The organism is Nocardia sp. CDC519 (genome assembly GCF_059509835.1).
This window is the reverse complement of the sequence record NZ_CM183377.1, coordinates 2,697,014-2,713,150: the sequence shown is the minus strand read 5'-3', so window position 1 is coordinate 2,713,150 and position 16,137 is coordinate 2,697,014. Positions and strand designations below refer to the sequence as shown.

Annotated in this window: 20 protein-coding genes; 10 read left to right on the top strand and 10 right to left on the bottom strand. The window is 67.2% G+C overall.

Annotated elements, in window-relative coordinates:
* Positions 1–29: 29 nt before the first annotated feature.
* From AC5W7N_RS12215 to AC5W7N_RS12205, 3 genes are all read right to left on the bottom strand, one after another.
* On the bottom strand, positions 30–515 hold the full coding sequence (locus AC5W7N_RS12215; protein WP_194990038.1) for a DNA-directed RNA polymerase subunit beta: 486 nt from the start codon (positions 513–515) through the stop codon (positions 30–32).
* Positions 512–868: a hypothetical protein gene (locus AC5W7N_RS12210; RefSeq protein ID WP_194990039.1), complete on the bottom strand. Its 357-nt coding sequence runs from the start codon at positions 866–868 to the stop codon at positions 512–514. The genes AC5W7N_RS12215 and AC5W7N_RS12210 overlap by 4 nt, the downstream gene beginning before the upstream one ends.
* A gap of 514 nt (positions 869–1,382) precedes the next feature.
* Positions 1,383–1,661, bottom strand: coding sequence for a hypothetical protein (locus AC5W7N_RS12205; RefSeq protein ID WP_228806235.1), 279 nt, complete (start codon positions 1,659–1,661; stop codon positions 1,383–1,385).
* A gap of 521 nt (positions 1,662–2,182) precedes the next feature.
* On the opposite strand from AC5W7N_RS12205, the gene AC5W7N_RS12200 reads away from it, so the two are divergent.
* Positions 2,183–2,845, top strand: a complete 663-nt coding sequence (locus AC5W7N_RS12200) for an HD domain-containing protein (RefSeq protein WP_194990041.1) — start codon at positions 2,183–2,185, stop codon at positions 2,843–2,845.
* Between the two features lie 44 nt (positions 2,846–2,889).
* Here AC5W7N_RS12200 and AC5W7N_RS12195 read toward each other — a convergent pair whose 3' ends face one another.
* The 3 genes from AC5W7N_RS12195 to AC5W7N_RS12185 form a co-directional block, all read right to left on the bottom strand.
* Entirely contained in the window at positions 2,890–3,144 is a 255-nt protein-coding gene (locus AC5W7N_RS12195; protein WP_194990042.1) for a Txe/YoeB family addiction module toxin, read from the bottom strand.
* Positions 3,141–3,407 (bottom strand): type II toxin-antitoxin system Phd/YefM family antitoxin, encoded by a 267-nt coding sequence (locus AC5W7N_RS12190; RefSeq protein ID WP_194990043.1) that lies wholly within the window; start codon positions 3,405–3,407, stop codon positions 3,141–3,143. Before AC5W7N_RS12190 ends, AC5W7N_RS12195 begins: the two co-directional genes overlap by 4 nt.
* Before the next feature lie 84 nt (positions 3,408–3,491).
* Positions 3,492–4,331 carry an MmyB family transcriptional regulator gene (locus AC5W7N_RS12185; protein WP_195019580.1) on the bottom strand — a complete coding sequence of 280 codons (840 nt, stop codon included), beginning with the start codon at positions 4,329–4,331 and terminating at the stop codon, positions 3,492–3,494.
* Positions 4,332–4,462: 131 nt separating this feature from the next.
* On the opposite strand from AC5W7N_RS12185, the gene AC5W7N_RS12180 reads away from it, so the two are divergent.
* Entirely contained in the window at positions 4,463–4,879 is a 417-nt protein-coding gene (locus AC5W7N_RS12180; protein ID WP_195019581.1) for an SgcJ/EcaC family oxidoreductase, read from the top strand.
* 100 nt (positions 4,880–4,979) lie between these two features.
* Here the strand turns inward: AC5W7N_RS12180 and AC5W7N_RS12175 are convergent, their stop codons facing one another.
* Positions 4,980–5,537, bottom strand: coding sequence for a M15 family metallopeptidase (locus AC5W7N_RS12175; protein ID WP_195019582.1), 558 nt, complete (start codon positions 5,535–5,537; stop codon positions 4,980–4,982).
* A 303-nt stretch (positions 5,538–5,840) separates the two neighbouring features.
* Complete coding sequence (locus tag AC5W7N_RS12170; protein WP_195019583.1) at positions 5,841–7,520, bottom strand: fumarate hydratase; 1,680 nt, start codon at positions 7,518–7,520, stop codon at positions 5,841–5,843.
* A gap of 249 nt (positions 7,521–7,769) precedes the next feature.
* Here AC5W7N_RS12170 and AC5W7N_RS12165 point away from each other — a divergent pair, with 249 nt between their 5' ends.
* Positions 7,770–8,240, top strand: coding sequence for a MarR family winged helix-turn-helix transcriptional regulator (locus AC5W7N_RS12165; protein WP_195019584.1), 471 nt, complete (start codon positions 7,770–7,772; stop codon positions 8,238–8,240).
* A 51-nt stretch (positions 8,241–8,291) separates the two neighbouring features.
* Here the strand turns inward: AC5W7N_RS12165 and mftD are convergent, their stop codons facing one another.
* Positions 8,292–9,503, bottom strand: a complete 1,212-nt coding sequence (gene mftD / locus AC5W7N_RS12160) for a pre-mycofactocin synthase MftD (RefSeq protein ID WP_195019585.1) — start codon at positions 9,501–9,503, stop codon at positions 8,292–8,294.
* Complete coding sequence (gene mftE, locus AC5W7N_RS12155) at positions 9,500–10,201, bottom strand: mycofactocin biosynthesis peptidyl-dipeptidase MftE (RefSeq protein ID WP_163815560.1); 702 nt, start codon at positions 10,199–10,201, stop codon at positions 9,500–9,502. Before mftE ends, mftD begins: the two co-directional genes overlap by 4 nt.
* Before the next feature lie 65 nt (positions 10,202–10,266).
* Here mftE and mftR point away from each other — a divergent pair, with 65 nt between their 5' ends.
* The 7 genes from mftR to AC5W7N_RS12120 all read left to right on the top strand — a co-directional run bounded on the left by mftR (position 10,267) and on the right by AC5W7N_RS12120 (position 16,059).
* Positions 10,267–10,932 carry a mycofactocin system transcriptional regulator MftR gene (gene mftR / locus AC5W7N_RS12150; RefSeq protein WP_195019586.1) on the top strand — a complete coding sequence of 222 codons (666 nt, stop codon included), beginning with the start codon at positions 10,267–10,269 and terminating at the stop codon, positions 10,930–10,932.
* 86 nt (positions 10,933–11,018) lie between these two features.
* Positions 11,019–11,912 carry an STAS domain-containing protein gene (locus AC5W7N_RS12145; RefSeq protein ID WP_014351608.1) on the top strand — a complete coding sequence of 298 codons (894 nt, stop codon included), beginning with the start codon at positions 11,019–11,021 and terminating at the stop codon, positions 11,910–11,912.
* Between the two features lie 10 nt (positions 11,913–11,922).
* Positions 11,923–12,309, top strand: a complete 387-nt coding sequence (locus tag AC5W7N_RS12140) for an STAS domain-containing protein (protein WP_014351609.1) — start codon at positions 11,923–11,925, stop codon at positions 12,307–12,309.
* Positions 12,310–12,331: 22 nt separating this feature from the next.
* On the top strand, positions 12,332–12,712 hold the full coding sequence (locus AC5W7N_RS12135) for an anti-sigma regulatory factor (RefSeq protein WP_036537652.1): 381 nt from the start codon (positions 12,332–12,334) through the stop codon (positions 12,710–12,712).
* Positions 12,705–13,331 carry a SpoIIE family protein phosphatase gene (locus AC5W7N_RS12130; protein ID WP_280213405.1) on the top strand — a complete coding sequence of 209 codons (627 nt, stop codon included), beginning with the start codon at positions 12,705–12,707 and terminating at the stop codon, positions 13,329–13,331. Before AC5W7N_RS12135 ends, AC5W7N_RS12130 begins: the two co-directional genes overlap by 8 nt.
* 16 nt (positions 13,332–13,347) lie before the next feature.
* Entirely contained in the window at positions 13,348–15,633 is a 2,286-nt protein-coding gene (locus tag AC5W7N_RS12125) for a SpoIIE family protein phosphatase (RefSeq protein WP_195019587.1), read from the top strand.
* Between the two features lie 84 nt (positions 15,634–15,717).
* On the top strand, positions 15,718–16,059 hold the full coding sequence (locus AC5W7N_RS12120) for an STAS domain-containing protein (protein WP_163815564.1): 342 nt from the start codon (positions 15,718–15,720) through the stop codon (positions 16,057–16,059).
* The last annotated feature ends 78 nt before the right edge of the window (positions 16,060–16,137 follow it).

Here is a 16,137-nt window from a genome sequence, read left to right as displayed (position 1 = left end):
AGCCAAACCGTGCAACCCGCGCGAGGTCATCACTTCGATCGCCCCGTTGCGCCCCGATGCGCGAGAACGAGGGCGTCGATGACCACCGTTGCCAGCGGCAAGTCCCCGCGCGAAGGCGGACGCACCCACCTCCTCCATGCGGATCCCTCATCGGCAGGCGACGGCAAAGCGATCTGCGCCCCCAACGGCGCGAGCGTGGCATCGAGGCGATACAGCCGCCCGAACACCTCCCGGTAGTCGGCAACATTCGACTGGACCAGGATCGTCCAGCGGCCTGACCTCGGATGCGAGATGATCGGGCCGACATCTAGCTGCCGACAGTCTGTACTTCTGTCGAGCATCGATCGCCCGAGATCAGCTGGCAACGTCACGCCAGTGACACTGCCGACGGTGAGGATGATTCGTCCGGTGCCGCTATCTACCGCGCACGGCAAACCGCACATCCGCCGATAAAAGAGGCATCGCGAAATTGCGGAATCGCCTATTGGCGCGCCGATCTCGACTCCCGTATTCACGGTCGCTGCATCCGGTCGCTGCCAACATCCAGCCTCCGCTTGCACTCCGCAAGGGCTTCGTGCGACAGAGGTACATCGATCCCGCCGCGCTCGCTCGGGGTCAGGAGCCCCTCAGCGCACATTCGGTCGAGCAGACGGTTGCTGTCCCTGGGGCTGGGTGGATTGTGTTCGAACCACAACACCATCCCCATGCACCCGTCGATATGCGTTGGCGGCGGTGGGCCACCAACCAGCATCTTCTCCAACGTTTTCGGATAGCGATCCGGGTAGCGCTGGAGGAACCTCAAGCGCGCGTAGTAGGACTCCTGCGGAGTCGGACCGTCAGCAAGCTCACCGTCCATATCCCAGTTCATTTTTCGCCTCTCCCCGATTCGGATGCGATCGACCACCCGCGTGTTGGCGAGCCCACCGAGCTTCGGGACTGTCCAGTCCGGAGTCTCGGAGATGCATCGCCATCGGGTGACGTCGAGCCGAGTTCAGTGGGATGCTGGAGCGGTCCCGCTTTCCGTTGTTCCCGGCGATACGAAGGTATGGCCTGGTCAGCGATGTCGGGACTCACCGTGGATAGGACTTTCGGCCAGGCGGGAGGCTCGAATGGCGCTCGAAACCCTTGACACTCCCATCTCCGATGGGGGTGCACTCGATGGGCGTGTCTCTGGTGCAGTACTCGCTGCGATCAGGCGACAGCTCAGGCTCAGCCAAGAAGCGCTGGCAACCTCGCTCGATGTCGGGGTCAAGACTGTGGGCGCCTGGGAACAGGGCCGAAATTCACTGATAAGATTGCCGTTTTCACGTTTGCGGCAGCTGAGCCGTGCACTGTTGACATTGGGCGCTGGGCCAGGTCAGGTGACAGCCTTCGATACTGCCCTATTTGTGGACGACATCTTGTCCGGGCTGGATCAGCGAGATCCCAGACGGCACCCGCTTGGCCTGACTGTGCCCGACAGAGCGACCACCGAGATGCTCATGTGGCCGTTTACGGGTGTCGTGCCTCGCCAATTGAGCGATGCTCCAGCAGTCCTCCATATACCGGCTGGCCAGCGCGCCGAAGCAATCGGCATCCTCCGAACCGTGGCTGAATCTGCGGGTGACAGCGAGCAAGGCGCAATGCTGCGGCGGCAAGCCGTGTTTCTTGTCGCGACCCATGATGCCACCCACAAGTCGATGGACACGTGGGCCTCCGACCAGATCAGAAGGCAGGCCGCATTGGCAGACCTACGGCGATGGTCTCCGGCGTGGGCGGTCGCACGTTCCGCAGCTATCCGCTCGGCTACGGCAGGTGATCCCGAACCCCTGCACCGGTTTGTTGCCGAAGGGATGAATGACCCCGACTGTGTGCGGGCGAATCTTCGGTACTGGGCCTATTGGGTGGGCGAGTACACGGTGCCCTGGTCATCTGACGCCGACATGGTGCGACCTGATGGCAATTCCTGGTCTGGACAGCTCCTGCTGCCATCACTTCTTTCCGGCGTCGCTCGCGCACCATATCGGGAGCTGTGTGCCTACACCTTGTGGTCGCTCGCACATTCGCGGCGAGCACTTGTCACACATCCGAGGTGGGCGTCGGCGGTCTCTACTACTGTCGACGAGGTCACCGCGAGTGACAGTCTCACGCCACGAGCAAGGCAGCTCTTGGAACAGGTTTACTATCTCGTTGGGAGCACAGAATGAGCACCGACGCCAATAGCGCGGAGGAAGCGATCAGCTTCGCCTACGAGCTGGGTTATCTGAAGTCGCTCCCGCGGGCGGGATGGCTGCGCGCCGGGATCACCGATGGCGAGTCCGTCGCCGCGCATTCATGGCGTGTAGCCGTGCTGGCTTTCGTGATCGCCGTAGCAGAGGGAGCCGACGCCGAGCGGGCAGCTGTGCTCGGAATATTCCATGACATTCCTGAAACCCGCTACGGGGACGTGCAGGCCTCGGGTAAGGCGTACGTTCACCAGGTCCCTGCCGGTGAAGTGGTCGCCGACCAAACGGCCGGTCTACCGAAGGCGTTGGCCGTACGAATCCGCGCAGCCGTCACCGAGCACGAATCTGCCAAACAGCCCGGCGCCAGCGTGGAAGCGTTGTGCTCACGGGATGCCGACAAGCTCGACTTGCTGCTCACGGCCCGGGAATACCAAGAAGCAGGACGCGGCGCCGCATCCATGGACCGATTCATCCGCAGCATGATCCCCCTGATCACCACAGCGACCGGAAAGGCATTGGCCGAAGCTGCGCTGGCCGTGCCGCCCACCGCGTGGTGGGACGAGTTTGCCAGGAAATTCGGCACTCCGGCAGCAAACGAACGACCCGATCGCAAGTCATTCGACTCGATGAACGATTCCTAGAGTGCTGTTCGGTGTTGTAGCGAACCGCTCGTCGAGCGGCGCCGTCAGTAGTGGTACCGGGCCTGAGCAATGAGGATGTTATCTCCTGATACGGCATAGACCAGGCGATGCTCGTCATTGATCCGACGAGACCAATACCCAGACTTGTCGCCTTTCAATGGCTCGGGCTTACCCAGCCCGGTGAACGGGTCACGTTCGATGTCATTGATCAAGCGCACGATCCGCAAGGCGATTTTGCGATCGGTATTGATCCAATGGCCGAGGTCTTCGAACCCGACCTTCGCGAAGGTGACTTTCACCCGAGCTCTTCCGCAAGCCGCTCCATGTCGACCTGGACCACCTCACCGGCCTCGAGTTGAGCGATGCCCTGGGCGAGGCGTGCCGCGTTGGCGGGGGACCGCATCAGATAGAGGGTCTCGCGAAGGGAGTTGTACTCGTCTTCGGAGATCAGTACGGCGTTGCCTTTGCGGCTGGTGATGTGGATGGCCACAGCATCGTCATTGACTTGTTCGATGAGCGGGTACAAACTCGCGCGCGCCTCGCTGGCGGACATACTGGTCATCGGCCCGGTTCCTCTCCTACGTCGCCACCTAATGGTACCGGATTCTGGTACGAGTTACGCGCACAGCGTCAAGTATGCCGAACGTCACCGTGCGCTGTGACCGACCGGAAGGCCGCCGGCGCGGGCCAGCTCGTGCAGGATCGTCGCGGTGGCCTCGTCCAGCGGGTAGAACAGCTCGATGGCGAGTTCGGCGAGGGTGACGTCGGAGGGGGCGCCGAAGGTCATGGTGGTGCTGAACATGCGCAGCTCGCCGGCGGCGGTGCGGATCCGGACCGGTATCGAGAACGGGCTCGGGGTCACCTCGTCGATCGTCTCGTCGGGCTCGGCGGGCAGCGGATAACGGGATACCTCGTCGTAGAGATCCCGCAGGGCCGGATCTCCGGTCGCGCGCACCTGCCCGATCAGGCGCTCCAGCAGATACTTTCGGACCTGCCGGTAGTTGACCATCCGAGCGGGCGACGCCGGCCCTTCCGGGTACAGGGCGATGCGGTACACATTGGGCGGCTCGGCGGCCACTTCGTCGGCGATCGCGGTGCCGAACAGTTGCATACCGCGATTCGCGGTGATCACGTTCCAGTACCGGTCCACCAACACCGCCGGGTACGGCTCATGTGCCGCGAGCATGGTCTCCCAGGCGGTTCGCGCCGATGCCAGCTCCGCATCGTCGAGCGGGCTCTCCCGGTATTCCGGCGGGAATCCCGCGGCGAGCAGGACCGTATTCCGCTCTCGCAGCGGCACGTCCAGTGCCGCGCAGAGCTTCAGCACCATCGCCCGGCTCGGCTGCGACCGGCCGGTCTCGAGATAGGAAATGTGCCGCGACGAACTCTCGGCGGCCAGGGCGAGCTCGAGTTGGCTCAACCGTCGCCGGAGCCGCCACTGCCGCAACAACGCCCCGACCGGAGAACCCTGGTTACCCTGTCGCACCACCGCAGACTAGCGATCCTGCCCGCGCCGACCCAATCGGTCCATGACCTGCCGGGTCATTGAGCACACGGTCACCGCCCTGGCAGCCTCGTCGCCGAGCCCACCGGGCTGATCAGGGAGAGGAACAACTCATGACCGACGATGTGACCACCGAGAAAGAGCTGTGGACGCTGCTGCACGCTCAGATCCAGGCATGGGCGACCGCAGACGGCGCCGCCTTCGCCGACACCTTCACCGACGACGCCGTCTTCGTCTCCGTCATCGGGGAATACATCCCTGGTCGCGCGGCGATCGCGGCAGCCATGCAGGAAGGGTTGAACGGGTTCATGAAGGGCACCCGGATGCCCGAACCCGACGTGCTGAACCTGCGCTTCCCGACGCCGGATACGGCGATCGTGATCACCACGGCCGGGCGGCCCGCGCCACCGGACACGGCACCGGATCCGGAGGAGAAATCGATCCAGACCCGGGTGGCTGTGCGCCGCGAGGGGCAATGGCTGTTCAGCAGTTTCCAGAACACCCGCATCGGCGGTTTCCCACCCTCGTGAGCTCACCTCGGCTGCCGTCGCGGCGGCGTGGGTCGACCCCGCCGTGGTGGACTCAGTCGTCGGCCACCAGGCAGCTAGCGGCTCGGGCTCTGCATGCCGCTCAGCGCATGCTGGCGTCGGGTACTCGGGGTGGGCAGGGGGTTCCGGGGAAGGTGGCGAGCTCGAAATGCCACCATTCGTTATCGAAGGTCCGGCACAGTCCCCACCGGTTGCCGTTGGCTTCCAGCCAGTGCGCGCCTTCGATGGGGCCCACGTCGATGGCGTTGCCGGTGACGTGGGTGGATTCCTCGGGCGGCAGCACCCAGCGCCGGGCTTCCTCGGGGCTGCCGTGGGTGCGTACACCTTCCTCCCATAGCGCCTGTTGTTCGGCGGGCGTGCGATGGCCGGAGGTGATGGACAGTGGCACGCCGGCGGCGTGGGCTTCATCGGCGGCCATCGTGTAGGCCAGGGCCAGCAGGGGGTTCAGGCCCTCGGTCCCCGCGGCGGCGATCGGCCAGACGAGGACGGCACCGGCGGGCGGGGACGCGGGCTGCGGCGCGGGCGCGGCCTGCACCGAGGGCGCGGCAACGCTGACCGCGACGGCGAACGGCGCCACCGCGGCCGCGATCGCCCGCCGCGCCGACCGGCGCCTTATCCGTGTTTCCCTGGTTGGCCACATAGCCGTCGATAGTAGCGCGACACGCCGAGAGTCCCAGCTCACGCCCGCGCCGACGCGACCAGGCAGAACAACTTGAAGCGGCAACTGTCCACAAGGTTATCCACGTGTTGTGGATCACAATGCCCACGCGGCAATGGTTTTCACCTTCGCCCACCTCAAGGGCGTTGACCTCCAGGAATGCCGAATTCAACAGGACAGGAATGGGCTGCGGCGCAAGCGGATCCGCTCAGGATCGTGCTTGTCCACAGCCGATCCCCATCATGTGCATAACCTATGACTCGCCCGAGTCCAGGATGTGGGAGCTCAGACCCGTTCCTTGGAGCGGGTGCGTACGCGCAGCGCGATCGGCTTCTGGGTCTCGGCGAAGAAGTCGTTGCCCTTGTCGTCGACGACGATGAACGCCGGGAAGTCCTCGACCTCGATCTTCCAGACCGCTTCCATACCGAGTTCGGGGTATTCGAGCACCTCGACGTTCTTGATGCAGTCCAGCGCCAGCCGCGCGGCGGGGCCGCCGATCGAGCCGAGGTAGAAGCCCCCGTGCTCCTTGCAGGCCTTGGTCACCTGGGCCGAGCGATTGCCCTTGGCCAGCATGACGAAAGAGCCGCCCGCGGCCTGGAACTGGTCGACGTAGGAATCCATGCGGCCCGCGGTGGTCGGTCCGAAGGATCCGGAGGCGTAACCCTCGGGGGTCTTGGCCGGGCCGGCGTAGTAGACGGCCATATCGCGCAGGTAGTCCGGCATCGGCTCGCCCGCGTCGAGGCGCTCCTTGATCTTGGCGTGCGCGATATCGCGGGCGACCACCAGCGGCCCGGTGAGCGAAAGCCGGGTCTTCACGGGGTATTTCGACAGCTCGGCGCGGATCTCCGACATCGGCCGGTTCAGGTCGATCTTCACCACATCGCCGCCGAGGATGGCGTCGGTCTGTTCGGGAAGGTACTGGGCCGGTTCGGTTTCCAGCTGCTCCAGGAACACCCCGTCCTTGGTGATCTTGGCCAGTGCCTGCCGGTCGGCCGAACACGACACCGCGATGGCGACCGGGCAGGACGCGCCGTGGCGGGGCAGGCGCACCACGCGCACGTCGTGGCAGAAGTATTTGCCGCCGAATTGCGCGCCGATGCCGAACTCACGGGTGAGCTGGAAGACCTCTTCCTCGAGTTCGAGGTCGCGGAAGGCGTGGCCGGTCATCGAGCCCTCGGTGGGCAGGTTGTCCAGGTAGTGCGCGGAGGCGTATTTGGCCGTCTTCAAGGCGAATTCGGCGCTGGTGCCGCCGATGACGACCGCCAGGTGGTAGGGCGGGCAGGCCGCGGTGCCGAGCGAGCGGATCTTCTCGTCCAGGAACTCCAGCATCCGGGTGGGATTCAGGATGGCCTTGGTTTCCTGGTACAGGAACGACTTGTTGGCCGAGCCGCCGCCCTTGGCCATGAACAGGAACTTGTAGGACGGGTCGGCCGGATCGCCGGGGTTGGAGTACAGCTCGATCTGCGCGGGCAGGTTGGAGCCGGTGTTCTTCTCGTCCCACATGGTGAGCGGGGCCAGCTGGGAGTAGCGCAGGTTCAGCTTGGTGTAGGCGTCGTAGACGCCGCGGCTGATCCATTCGGCGTCGTCGACGCCGGTGAGCACGCCCTCGGACTTCTTGCCCATCACGATCGCGGTGCCGGTGTCCTGGCACATCGGCAGGATGCCGCCGGCGGAGATGTTGACGTTCTTGAGCAGGTCGAGCGCGACGAACCGGTCGTTACCGCTGGACTCCGGATCGTCGATGATCTTGCGCAGCTGGGCCAGGTGCGCGGGCCGCAGATAGTGGCTGATGTCGTGCATCGCCTCGGCGGTGAGCATCCGCAGGGTCTCCGGCTCGACCTGGAGGAAGGTGCGGCCGTTCTGCTCGAAGGTGCTGACGCCTTCGGTGGTGAGCAACCGGTACGGGGTGTCATCGGCACCGATCGGCAGCAGGTCTGAGTAGCGGAAGTCCGGCGCGGCGGTCACTGAAGCGCACTCCTTCGGGCAAAGTGTCGGGCTCGGCAACAGCCACGGCTGGACTGAAGCACAGCGAGCCTAACGACCGATCGGCACCCGGCCTGCGGTTAGGCAACCCTATCCAAGGCGCACCACACTGGGATCGGCCACAAAAGGTTGCACGTTCAACCCCAGGGGTGCTAACTCTCGTTTCAGCAGGTATCGCGCGGTGCGCGGGTGCGCGGACCTGACCCGAACCGCCGGAATTGGAGCGCCAACGTGACCGACCCCCACTGGCTCGATGACGTCGAGATGCGGGCCTGGCTGGGATTCGTCCGGACCCGCGACCTCATCGCGGCCGCTGTCGGACGCGATTCGACGCGGGAATCCGACCTCACCTACGTCGAGTATTCGGTCCTCGCCTACCTCGCCGAGGATCCCGAGCACTGTCTGACCTTCGCCGATCTGGCGGCGAAGCTGGAGTGGTCGCAGAGCAGGCTTTCCCATCAGATCACCCGGATGGAGCGGCGCGGGCTCGTGACGCGAGCCCCGATTCCCGACGATGCCCGGCGCACCGCCGCCCGACTGACCCCGCGCGGGCTCGAGGTGCTGACGACCGCGGCGCCCGCCCATGTGGAGAGCGTGCGCAGACACATGATCGACGTCCTCGATCGCGAGCAGTTGACGGCACTGGCCGATATCTACGACGTCCTGCTCGAACACCATCGCGCCTCGAACGGGCACCGGTAGGCCGGCTCACCACGGGTGAGCCGGCCTTTCGTCTCTCCGGCGGGATCCGGTTCAGGCGGGGTTCGAGACCGCGGCGTCGAGCTCCTTCGCGGCCGGAACACCGAGGGCGCGTTCGAATCCGGCGGGCACCACGATGTCGCTGCGGTCCAGCTCGGTGATGCTGGTCTTGCGCAGCCCGAGCAGTGCCGAGTCGATGCCGCCGCGCAGGATGTCGAGCACGTTCTCCACCCCGGCCTGCCCGTTGGCGGCCAGACCCCACAGGTAGGCGCGCCCGATCATGACCGCGCGGGCGCCGAGCGCGACGGCCTTGACGACATCGCTACCCCGGCGGATACCGCCGTCGAGCAGGATCTCGATCTCCGAACCCACCGCGTCCGCCAGCACCGGAAGAGCCCGGATGGCGGCGGGGGTGCCGTCGAGGTTGTTGCCGCCGTGGTTGGACACCGAGATGGCGGCCACGCCCGCGTCGACGGCGCGGTGGGCGTCGTCGACGCGCATGACGCCCTTGAGCATGACCGGACCGTCCCACTGCTGGCAGATCCAGCGCACATCGTCCCAGTCGGGAGCCGGTGTGCCCATCCACTCGCCGTAGGCGCCGAAGAAGCCGGGCGCGGGCGCGTCACCGACAGCCATATTGGGTGCGGTGAGGTCGGGCAGCGTGCCCGAACGCACATACGTGCTCAGCCAGCGCGGCTTGACCAGCGTCTGCGGCGCGAACTTCATCATGGTGCGCAGGTTCAGCGATTCCGGGATCACCGGGCTGCCCCAATCGCGGCCGTGCGAGAACGACCAGTCGAGGGTCAGGATCAGCCCGACCGCGCCCGCGGCCTTGGCCCTTGCCATGCGCGCGGAGATCTCGTCCTTGCTGCCACACCAGTACAACTGGAAGAAGGTCGACGGATTGGCCGCGATCACCTCTTCGATCGGCTTGCTGGCGAACGAGGACAGGCCCATCGCGGTGCCACGCGCGGCGGCGGCACGAGCGACGGCCACCTCACCGTCGGGGTGCACCGCTTGCACGCCGGTCGGCGAGATCAGCACCGGCATCGAAATGTGCTGGCCGAGAACGGTGGTCGATTGGTCGCGTTCCCCGATCGGCCCGGCGACGTGCGGCGCGAAACCCAGTTCGGCGAAGGCGGCCTGATTGTCCTCGATGGTCTGGCCGCGTTCGGAGCCGGCGATCAACGCGCCGTACACCGACTTCGGCAACCGCTTCTTCGCGCGCCGCTGCGCTTCGGCGACGGTCTCGAACCAGGGGTTCATGGCTGGGTCCTTTCGGGGGAGGTCACCGGCCACCACAGCCGGGTCTGGTCGGTCAGTTGGGTGATCAGTTCGGTGAGCAGGGCGGCGCCCTCGGGCGCGGTGGCGCCCGCCGGATCGCCGAGCACACCGTTCGCACTCACCGCGCGCACTCCCCCGCTGCGCAGCAGCGGCAGGATCTGCGGCAGCGGCCGGGTGTCGCCCGCCTCGGCCCGTCCGGTCCGGACTCGTTCGGGCGAAAGCGCCAGTTGCAGTGCGGTTTCGGTGCGTCCGGCGTGCGGGTCGCCGTCGTAGCGCGGCAGGAACAGGCGCACATCGCGAGATTCGGTGCGCAGCAGCGCCACCGCCCGCCGCAGCGGCTCGACATTGCCGCCGTGCCCGTTGACGAGCACGATCCGGTCGAAGGAGTCGGTGGCCGAGCGGCACAGCTCCACGATCAGCAGTTCCAGCGCGGCCGCACCGATCGACAACGTCCCGGGAAAGCCGGCGTGCTCGCCGCTCGAGCCGTACGGCACGGCCGGGGCGACGAGCACGTCCGAGCGCCGCGCGGCCAGGCCGGCACACAGCGCGAGCGCGATGTCGGTGTCGGTGGACAACGGCAGATGCGGGCCGTGCTGTTCGGTCGAGCCGATGGGCACGGCGAGGATCACACCGGCGGCGACATATTCGCCCGCCTCGGTCCATGTGAGATCCGCCATCATGGCGCCGACATTAACGTCACTCACTGACATAATCAATAGGCCGCCGGGCCGCATAATCAATAGCCGTGACGGCACACAGCACCCGAGGGCGCCCGCGCGGCACCAGCAAGCGCGAGCTCGAACTCATCGCCATGCGGCTGTTCAGCGAGCAGGGCTTCGACGAGACCACCGTCGAGCAGATCGCCGCGGCCGCCGGCGTCAGCGGCCGCACCTTCTTCCGCTATTTCCCCAGCAAGGCCGAGGTGCTCTGGTACCAGTTCGACGCCGAGGTAGAGGCGCTGCGCGAGGCGTTCACCACCGTCGACCCCGACATTCCGATGATGACCGCGGTGCGCCGGGTGGTGGTCAACGCCAACCGCTACCGCGCCGAGGACGTGCCCGAATTGCGCACCCGCATGCAACTGGTCGCGACCGTGCCCGCGCTCGCCGCCACCGCGGGCGCCCACTACGACGCCTGGGAGCGCACCGTCAGCGCCTTCGCCGCCACGCGCCTGGGCCAGCCCGAGGACGCGCTGATCCCGATGGCCGTGGGCCGGGCCACGCTCGCCGCCGCCCGCGCAGCCTTCGATGCCTGGCTGACCCGCGCCGATACCGATCTCACCGTCTACCTAGACGAGGTGCTCGCGGCCCTGGAACACGGCTTCACGCCACCGGCCGGGACCGACGGTGACCGACACCACGGGGCGACAGCACGACCTGGTGGTTTCGACGGCACGACGGCTGGGGTATGACTAGGCTCGAAATCGGCACGCAGCCGAGCGCAACCCAGGCCGACCAGCGCGGCCCGACAGACCCGTCGAAAGGGGCACGAGTTTCCATGTCCGAGGTGTCCATGAGCCTTTCGGCGGACTCACTGGCCGCAGGACCGGTCGACAATCTGCTTCCACAGCTGGTCGAGCACCTGCGCCAGAACCGCACCGTGCTGCGGGAAGAGTGGGCGCGCCGCATCACCGATGCCCGCCTGCTGACCGCCATGACGCCGGAGGAGATCTTCTCCGAGGCCACCTCGATCTTCGACAACTACGTCGAGGTGCTCGAGACCGGTAGCGTCGAAGCGCTGCAGGCCTACGCGCGTGATCTGTCCGAGCGCATCATTCCCCGAGGCGTCGAGACCGACGAGATCCTCGGCATCGTGCTGCTGCTGCGCGACGTGCTGGCCCGCTCGCTGTTCGAGAAGTACCAGTCGAATTTCGAACTGCTCAACGACGTCCTCGACGCCTACGAACCGGCCGCCAACCGCATCGCCAACACCGTGGGCGTGTCGTTCGTGCAGGAACGCGAACGCGTCATCCGCCAGCAGCAGGAAGCCATCCGCGAGCTGTCCACCCCGGTGCTGCAGGTCCGTGAGCAGCTGCTCATCCTGCCGATCATCGGCGTGCTGGACAGCCAGCGCGCCCGCCAGCTCACCGAGCAGCTGCTACGCGCGATCCGGGCCAACCGCGCCAAGGTGGTCGTCATCGACATCACCGGTGTTCCCGAGATCGACCAGACCGTGGCCAACCACCTGGTGCAGACCGTGGACGCCTCCGGCCTGATGGGCGCCAACGTCATCATCACCGGCCTGTCCTCCGATATCGCGCTGACCCTGGTCACCATCGGCCTGGATCTGTCGAAGATGAACGCCGTCGGCGACCTCCAGGGCGGTATCGAGGAGGCCGAACGGTTGCTCGGCTACGAGATCTCGCGCGTTTCCGAGCGCGGCGGGCGTTGATCAGCCGCCCATGCCGGTTCCGATTCTCAAACAGGGCACATATCTCATCGCGTCGGTGCAATCGGCACTGACCGATGCCGATACCGAGCGCCTCCAGGACGACCTGATGACCCAGGTCAGCAAGTACCGGGCGCACGGCATCATCGTCGATGTGACCGCGATCGACGTGATGGACTCGTTCGCGGCCAGATCCTTGCGCACCATCGCGCATATGACGCAGTTGCGCGGCGCTCAGACCGTCATCGTCGGGCTGCAACCCGAAGTCGCGTTCGCCATGGTCCAGCTCGGCCTCACCTTCGAGGACATGCACACGGCCCTCGACCTGGAAGAGGGCCTGGCCTGGCTGAACAGCAATGTCCCTGCCCGGCGGCGAGACGGTCGTGACAGTGGCCGCTGAGGACAGAGTCATCGCGGTGAAAATGTCCAACGACATCGTCACCGCTCGTCAGGCCGGACGTGAACTGGCCGAACAACTCGGCTTCTCCCTCACCGACCGCACCATGATCTCCACCGCCATCTCCGAGGTCGCGCGCAACATCACCAGCTACGCGGGCAGCGGCGAGATCCGATTACTCGTCGACGAACGCGAGGGCCGCCAGGCCCTGGTGGTGCAGGCCAGCGACAACGGGCCGGGCATCCGCGATATCGCCCGCGCCATGGAGGACGGTTACTCCACCGGGCTCGGGCTCGGTCTCGGCCTGCCGGGCGCCAAACGACTCATGGACCGGCTCACGGTCGACTCGGGTCCCGGTCGCGGCACGTTGGTGGAGATGTGGAAGTGGGTACCCAACGGTGCATGATGACGGGTTCATCGGCCGGATCGAATGGGCCGTTGCCGGTCGCGCCTTACCCGGACAGCAGATCTCCGGCGATCGGTGCGTCGTGCTCGATACCGGCGCCGGGACCGCGCTGTTCGCCGTCCTGGACGGGCTCGGCCACGGCGAGGCGGCCGCGTCGGCGGTCGATCGCGCCGCCCGAGTGCTCGCCGACCATCGCGGCGAACCACTGGACGAGCTGATGGTGCTGTGTCATCGGGCGATGGCCGACACCCGCGGTGCCGCGGTATCGCTGGCGCTGTTCGGCGCGGATTCGGTGCAGTGGCTCGGGGTGGGCAATGTCGACACCCATCTGTTCACCGCGGGGCCCACCGGGCCCGCGATCAGCGCGACCGTATTGCAGACCGGCGGCATCGTCGGCTATCGGCTGCCGCCGCATCTGCAGCCGCAGACCGTCGCCGTGCGGCCAGGAGATCTGCTGCTGATGTCCACCGACGGCGTCGTCATCGATTCCGGCACCACCGTCGACCTGTCGACCTCGGCGGTCGACATCACCGCCGCGCTGCTGGACAACAACGCCAAAGACAGCGACGACGCCCTGGTCCTCGCGGCCAGGGTGCGTGGCGTGAACGGAACCTCATGAGCGGTGGGTGCCGACGATGAGCACGGTCCTGGCCGCCTTTCTCGACGACTACGCCGACGCGCTGCGGCGCCATCTGCGCTCCCCCGCACACGACAGCCTCGCCGAGGGCCATGAGCTCGGACGGCGGGCGCTGGTCGAGGGCATCAGCCTGCTCGACCTCACCGAAAACCACTACCGCGTGGTCAAACAGGTGCAGGCCGAATCGGGCGGGCCGGGCACCAGCGCGCTCGAGGAATCGGCGCTGGAATTCCTGTTGCAGACCCTGATCACCCTCGACGTCGCCACCCGTGGTTATCTCGACGGCACCCGCCGCTACGAGCAGCAACGCTCGCGCGCCGACGATCTGGCCGGCCGCGACGAATTCCGCACCGCGCTGGTGGAATCGTTGCAGGACGGGTTCTTCGTCGCCGATGCCCGCGGCACCATCATCGAGGTCAACTCGGCCTTCGGTGAGCTGACCGGATACGGCGCCAACGAGGTGCCGTACGCGCTGCCGCATCCGTGGTCGCTGCCGGAGGGGCAGCGCTATCCCGATCTCGGCACCGCAGCGCTGCGCTTCGTCACCCAGATCCGGCATCGCGACGGCCGCGACCGCTGGCTCGCGGTCAGCACCAGCACGCTGGTCAAGCCCGAGGGCAACGAACGGATCTTCGTCGGCACCATTCGCGACGTCACCGCCGAGCACGACGCCCAGGCCCGCGATCAGGCGGCCTCGCGGCTGGCGACGGCGGTGGCCTCGGCCATCAGCGTCGCCGAGGTGCTCGAGGTGGGCCTGGACGAGCTGCGGCGCACCGTCGGCGCGGAGACCGCGGTGGTCGCGGTCTGGCAGACCCGGCAGGGCGAACCCGAAGTGTATGTGTCCGGGGCGGCGGTGGACGCCGAACCCGATGCCGTCGGCGAACCACAGCCGGCGCAGGTCCTCGCCCCCGAAACCCGCGAGCTGCTGGAGCGGGCCAGGCTGCGGCCGGGCCGCACCCTGATCGCGGTACCCGAGGGCGCCGACCGGGCCGAGGGCATCGTCGCGCCGCTCGGTGAGACCGCCGATGCCGCGCTGTGGCTGCGTTTCGCCGCCCCACGCGTCGTCGGCGCCGCCGACTGGACGCTGTTCTCCCTGCTCATCGGCCATCTCAGCCTCGCGGTGCAGCGGGCGCGCAACTTCGACCAGGCCCGGTCCACCTCGCTGACGTTGCAGCGCGCCATGCTCGGCCCGATCGAGCTGCCGCCGCGGTTCTCGGTGCACTACGAACCGGCGCTGCCGCCGCTGGAGATCGGCGGCGACTGGTACGACGTGGTGCCGTTGGAGGACGGGACGATCGGCGTGGTGGTCGGTGACTGCGTCGGCCGTGGCCTGTCGGCGGCGGTGGTGATGGGCCAGCTGCGCACCGCCGCACGCGCCCTGCTGCTGCGCGGGGCGGGCCCCGCGCAATTGCTGGCCGAACTCGACACCGTCGCCGCCCGAATCCCGGGTGCCATGTGCACCACGGTGTGCGCGGCCGTCCTCGACCCGGTCCGCGGGCTGGTGCGCTACAGCAACGCCGGCCATATGCCGCCCATCCTCGCCGACGTCGGCGTCACCGGGCGGATGCTCGAGGGCGGACGCGCGGTACCGCTGGCGACCTTCGACATGCCGCGACGCCCGGAGGCCACCACCCCGTTGCCGCCCGGTGCGACGCTGGTGCTGTTCACCGACGGGCTCGTCGAACAGCGCGGGGTCGACATCTACGACGGGTTCGACCAGATCGCCGATGTGCTGGCCGAGACCCATCAGCGGATTCCACGCGAAGTGGCCGACGCGGTGCTGTCCCGGCTGCGTCCGGCGGGCGGCTACGACGACGACGTGGCCATGGTGGTCTACCGGCAGCCGCCCGCGCCGCTGCACGTCGAGGTGCCGGCGAGAGCGGAACAGCTGTCGGTATTGCGGCGCACCCTCAAGGCCTGGCTCACCGCCGCCGCCGTGCCGCACGATCTGGCCTCCGACCTCGTCGCGGCCGCCAACGAGGCGTGCAGCAACAGCATCGAGCACGCCTACCGAGACACCGAGTCGGGCGTGGTCGAGCTGAGCGCGCGCTGCGATACCGAGAAGGTGGAGATCCGGGTCACCGACACCGGTATCTGGAAGCCACAGTCGGCCGATCGCGGGTACCGTGGCCGGGGACTGGATATGATGCGTGCGCTCACCGAAGAGCTCGACATCGACCACAGCGGGTCAGGTACCAGGGTGCGGATGTCGGTGACGTTGCCGGCGATCGCGTTCCCGGTGGCCAACCCGCTACGTGGAACGAACCGACAGGTATCCGGGTGACGATTCGGCAGGATCGCCCGGATCATGGCAGATTGTGATGATGTGACAAACACTTCCGGAGACGCGTATCCCCTCACCGACACGATGACCACCACCGTCGCCACCCGCGACGGGGCGACCGTGCTCACGGTGACCGGGGAGGTCGACCTGGCCACGGCACCCGCCCTGGAGAACGCGATCGACGCGGCCCTCGGCAGCGAGCCCGCGGGCCTGATCATCGACCTGACCGCGGTCACCTTCCTGGCTTCGGCGGGCATGGCGGCCCTGGTCGCCGCGCATCAGCGCGCCGGTGACACCACCGCGATCGCGGTGGTCGCCGATGGCCCGGCCACCAGCCGTCAGCTCAAGATGACCAGCCTCGACCAGGTGTTCGCCCTGCACACCACCCTGGACGCGGCCCTGGCCGATCTGCGCGGCGGCAACTGACGTCACCCACAGCACGGGCCCCGCACCGACGATGAGTCGGCACGGGGCCCTTGTGCACGCGCGGCGGGCCCATCCCGA

Excerpts from the sequence above, each read along its gene's own strand:
- AC5W7N_RS12210 (WP_194990039.1), bottom strand. The coding sequence starts at position 868 with ATGAACTGGGATATGGACGGTGAGCTTGCTGACGGTCCGACTCCGCAG.
- AC5W7N_RS12205 (WP_228806235.1), bottom strand. The coding sequence starts at position 1,661 with ATGGGTCGCGACAAGAAACACGGCTTGCCGCCGCAGCATTGCGCCTTG.
- AC5W7N_RS12200 (WP_194990041.1), top strand. The coding sequence starts at position 2,183 with ATGAGCACCGACGCCAATAGCGCGGAGGAAGCGATCAGCTTCGCCTAC.
- AC5W7N_RS12190 (WP_194990043.1), bottom strand. The coding sequence starts at position 3,407 with ATGACCAGTATGTCCGCCAGCGAGGCGCGCGCGAGTTTGTACCCGCTC.
- AC5W7N_RS12180 (WP_195019581.1), top strand. The coding sequence starts at position 4,463 with ATGACCGACGATGTGACCACCGAGAAAGAGCTGTGGACGCTGCTGCAC.
- AC5W7N_RS12175 (WP_195019582.1), bottom strand. The coding sequence starts at position 5,537 with ATGTGGCCAACCAGGGAAACACGGATAAGGCGCCGGTCGGCGCGGCGG.
- mftD (WP_195019585.1), bottom strand. The coding sequence starts at position 9,503 with ATGAACCCCTGGTTCGAGACCGTCGCCGAAGCGCAGCGGCGCGCGAAG.
- mftE (WP_163815560.1), bottom strand. The coding sequence starts at position 10,201 with ATGATGGCGGATCTCACATGGACCGAGGCGGGCGAATATGTCGCCGCC.
- AC5W7N_RS12145 (WP_014351608.1), top strand. The coding sequence starts at position 11,019 with ATGTCCGAGGTGTCCATGAGCCTTTCGGCGGACTCACTGGCCGCAGGA.
- AC5W7N_RS12140 (WP_014351609.1), top strand. The coding sequence starts at position 11,923 with ATGCCGGTTCCGATTCTCAAACAGGGCACATATCTCATCGCGTCGGTG.
- AC5W7N_RS12135 (WP_036537652.1), top strand. The coding sequence starts at position 12,332 with ATGTCCAACGACATCGTCACCGCTCGTCAGGCCGGACGTGAACTGGCC.
- AC5W7N_RS12125 (WP_195019587.1), top strand. The coding sequence starts at position 13,348 with ATGAGCACGGTCCTGGCCGCCTTTCTCGACGACTACGCCGACGCGCTG.
- AC5W7N_RS12120 (WP_163815564.1), top strand. The coding sequence starts at position 15,718 with ATGACCACCACCGTCGCCACCCGCGACGGGGCGACCGTGCTCACGGTG.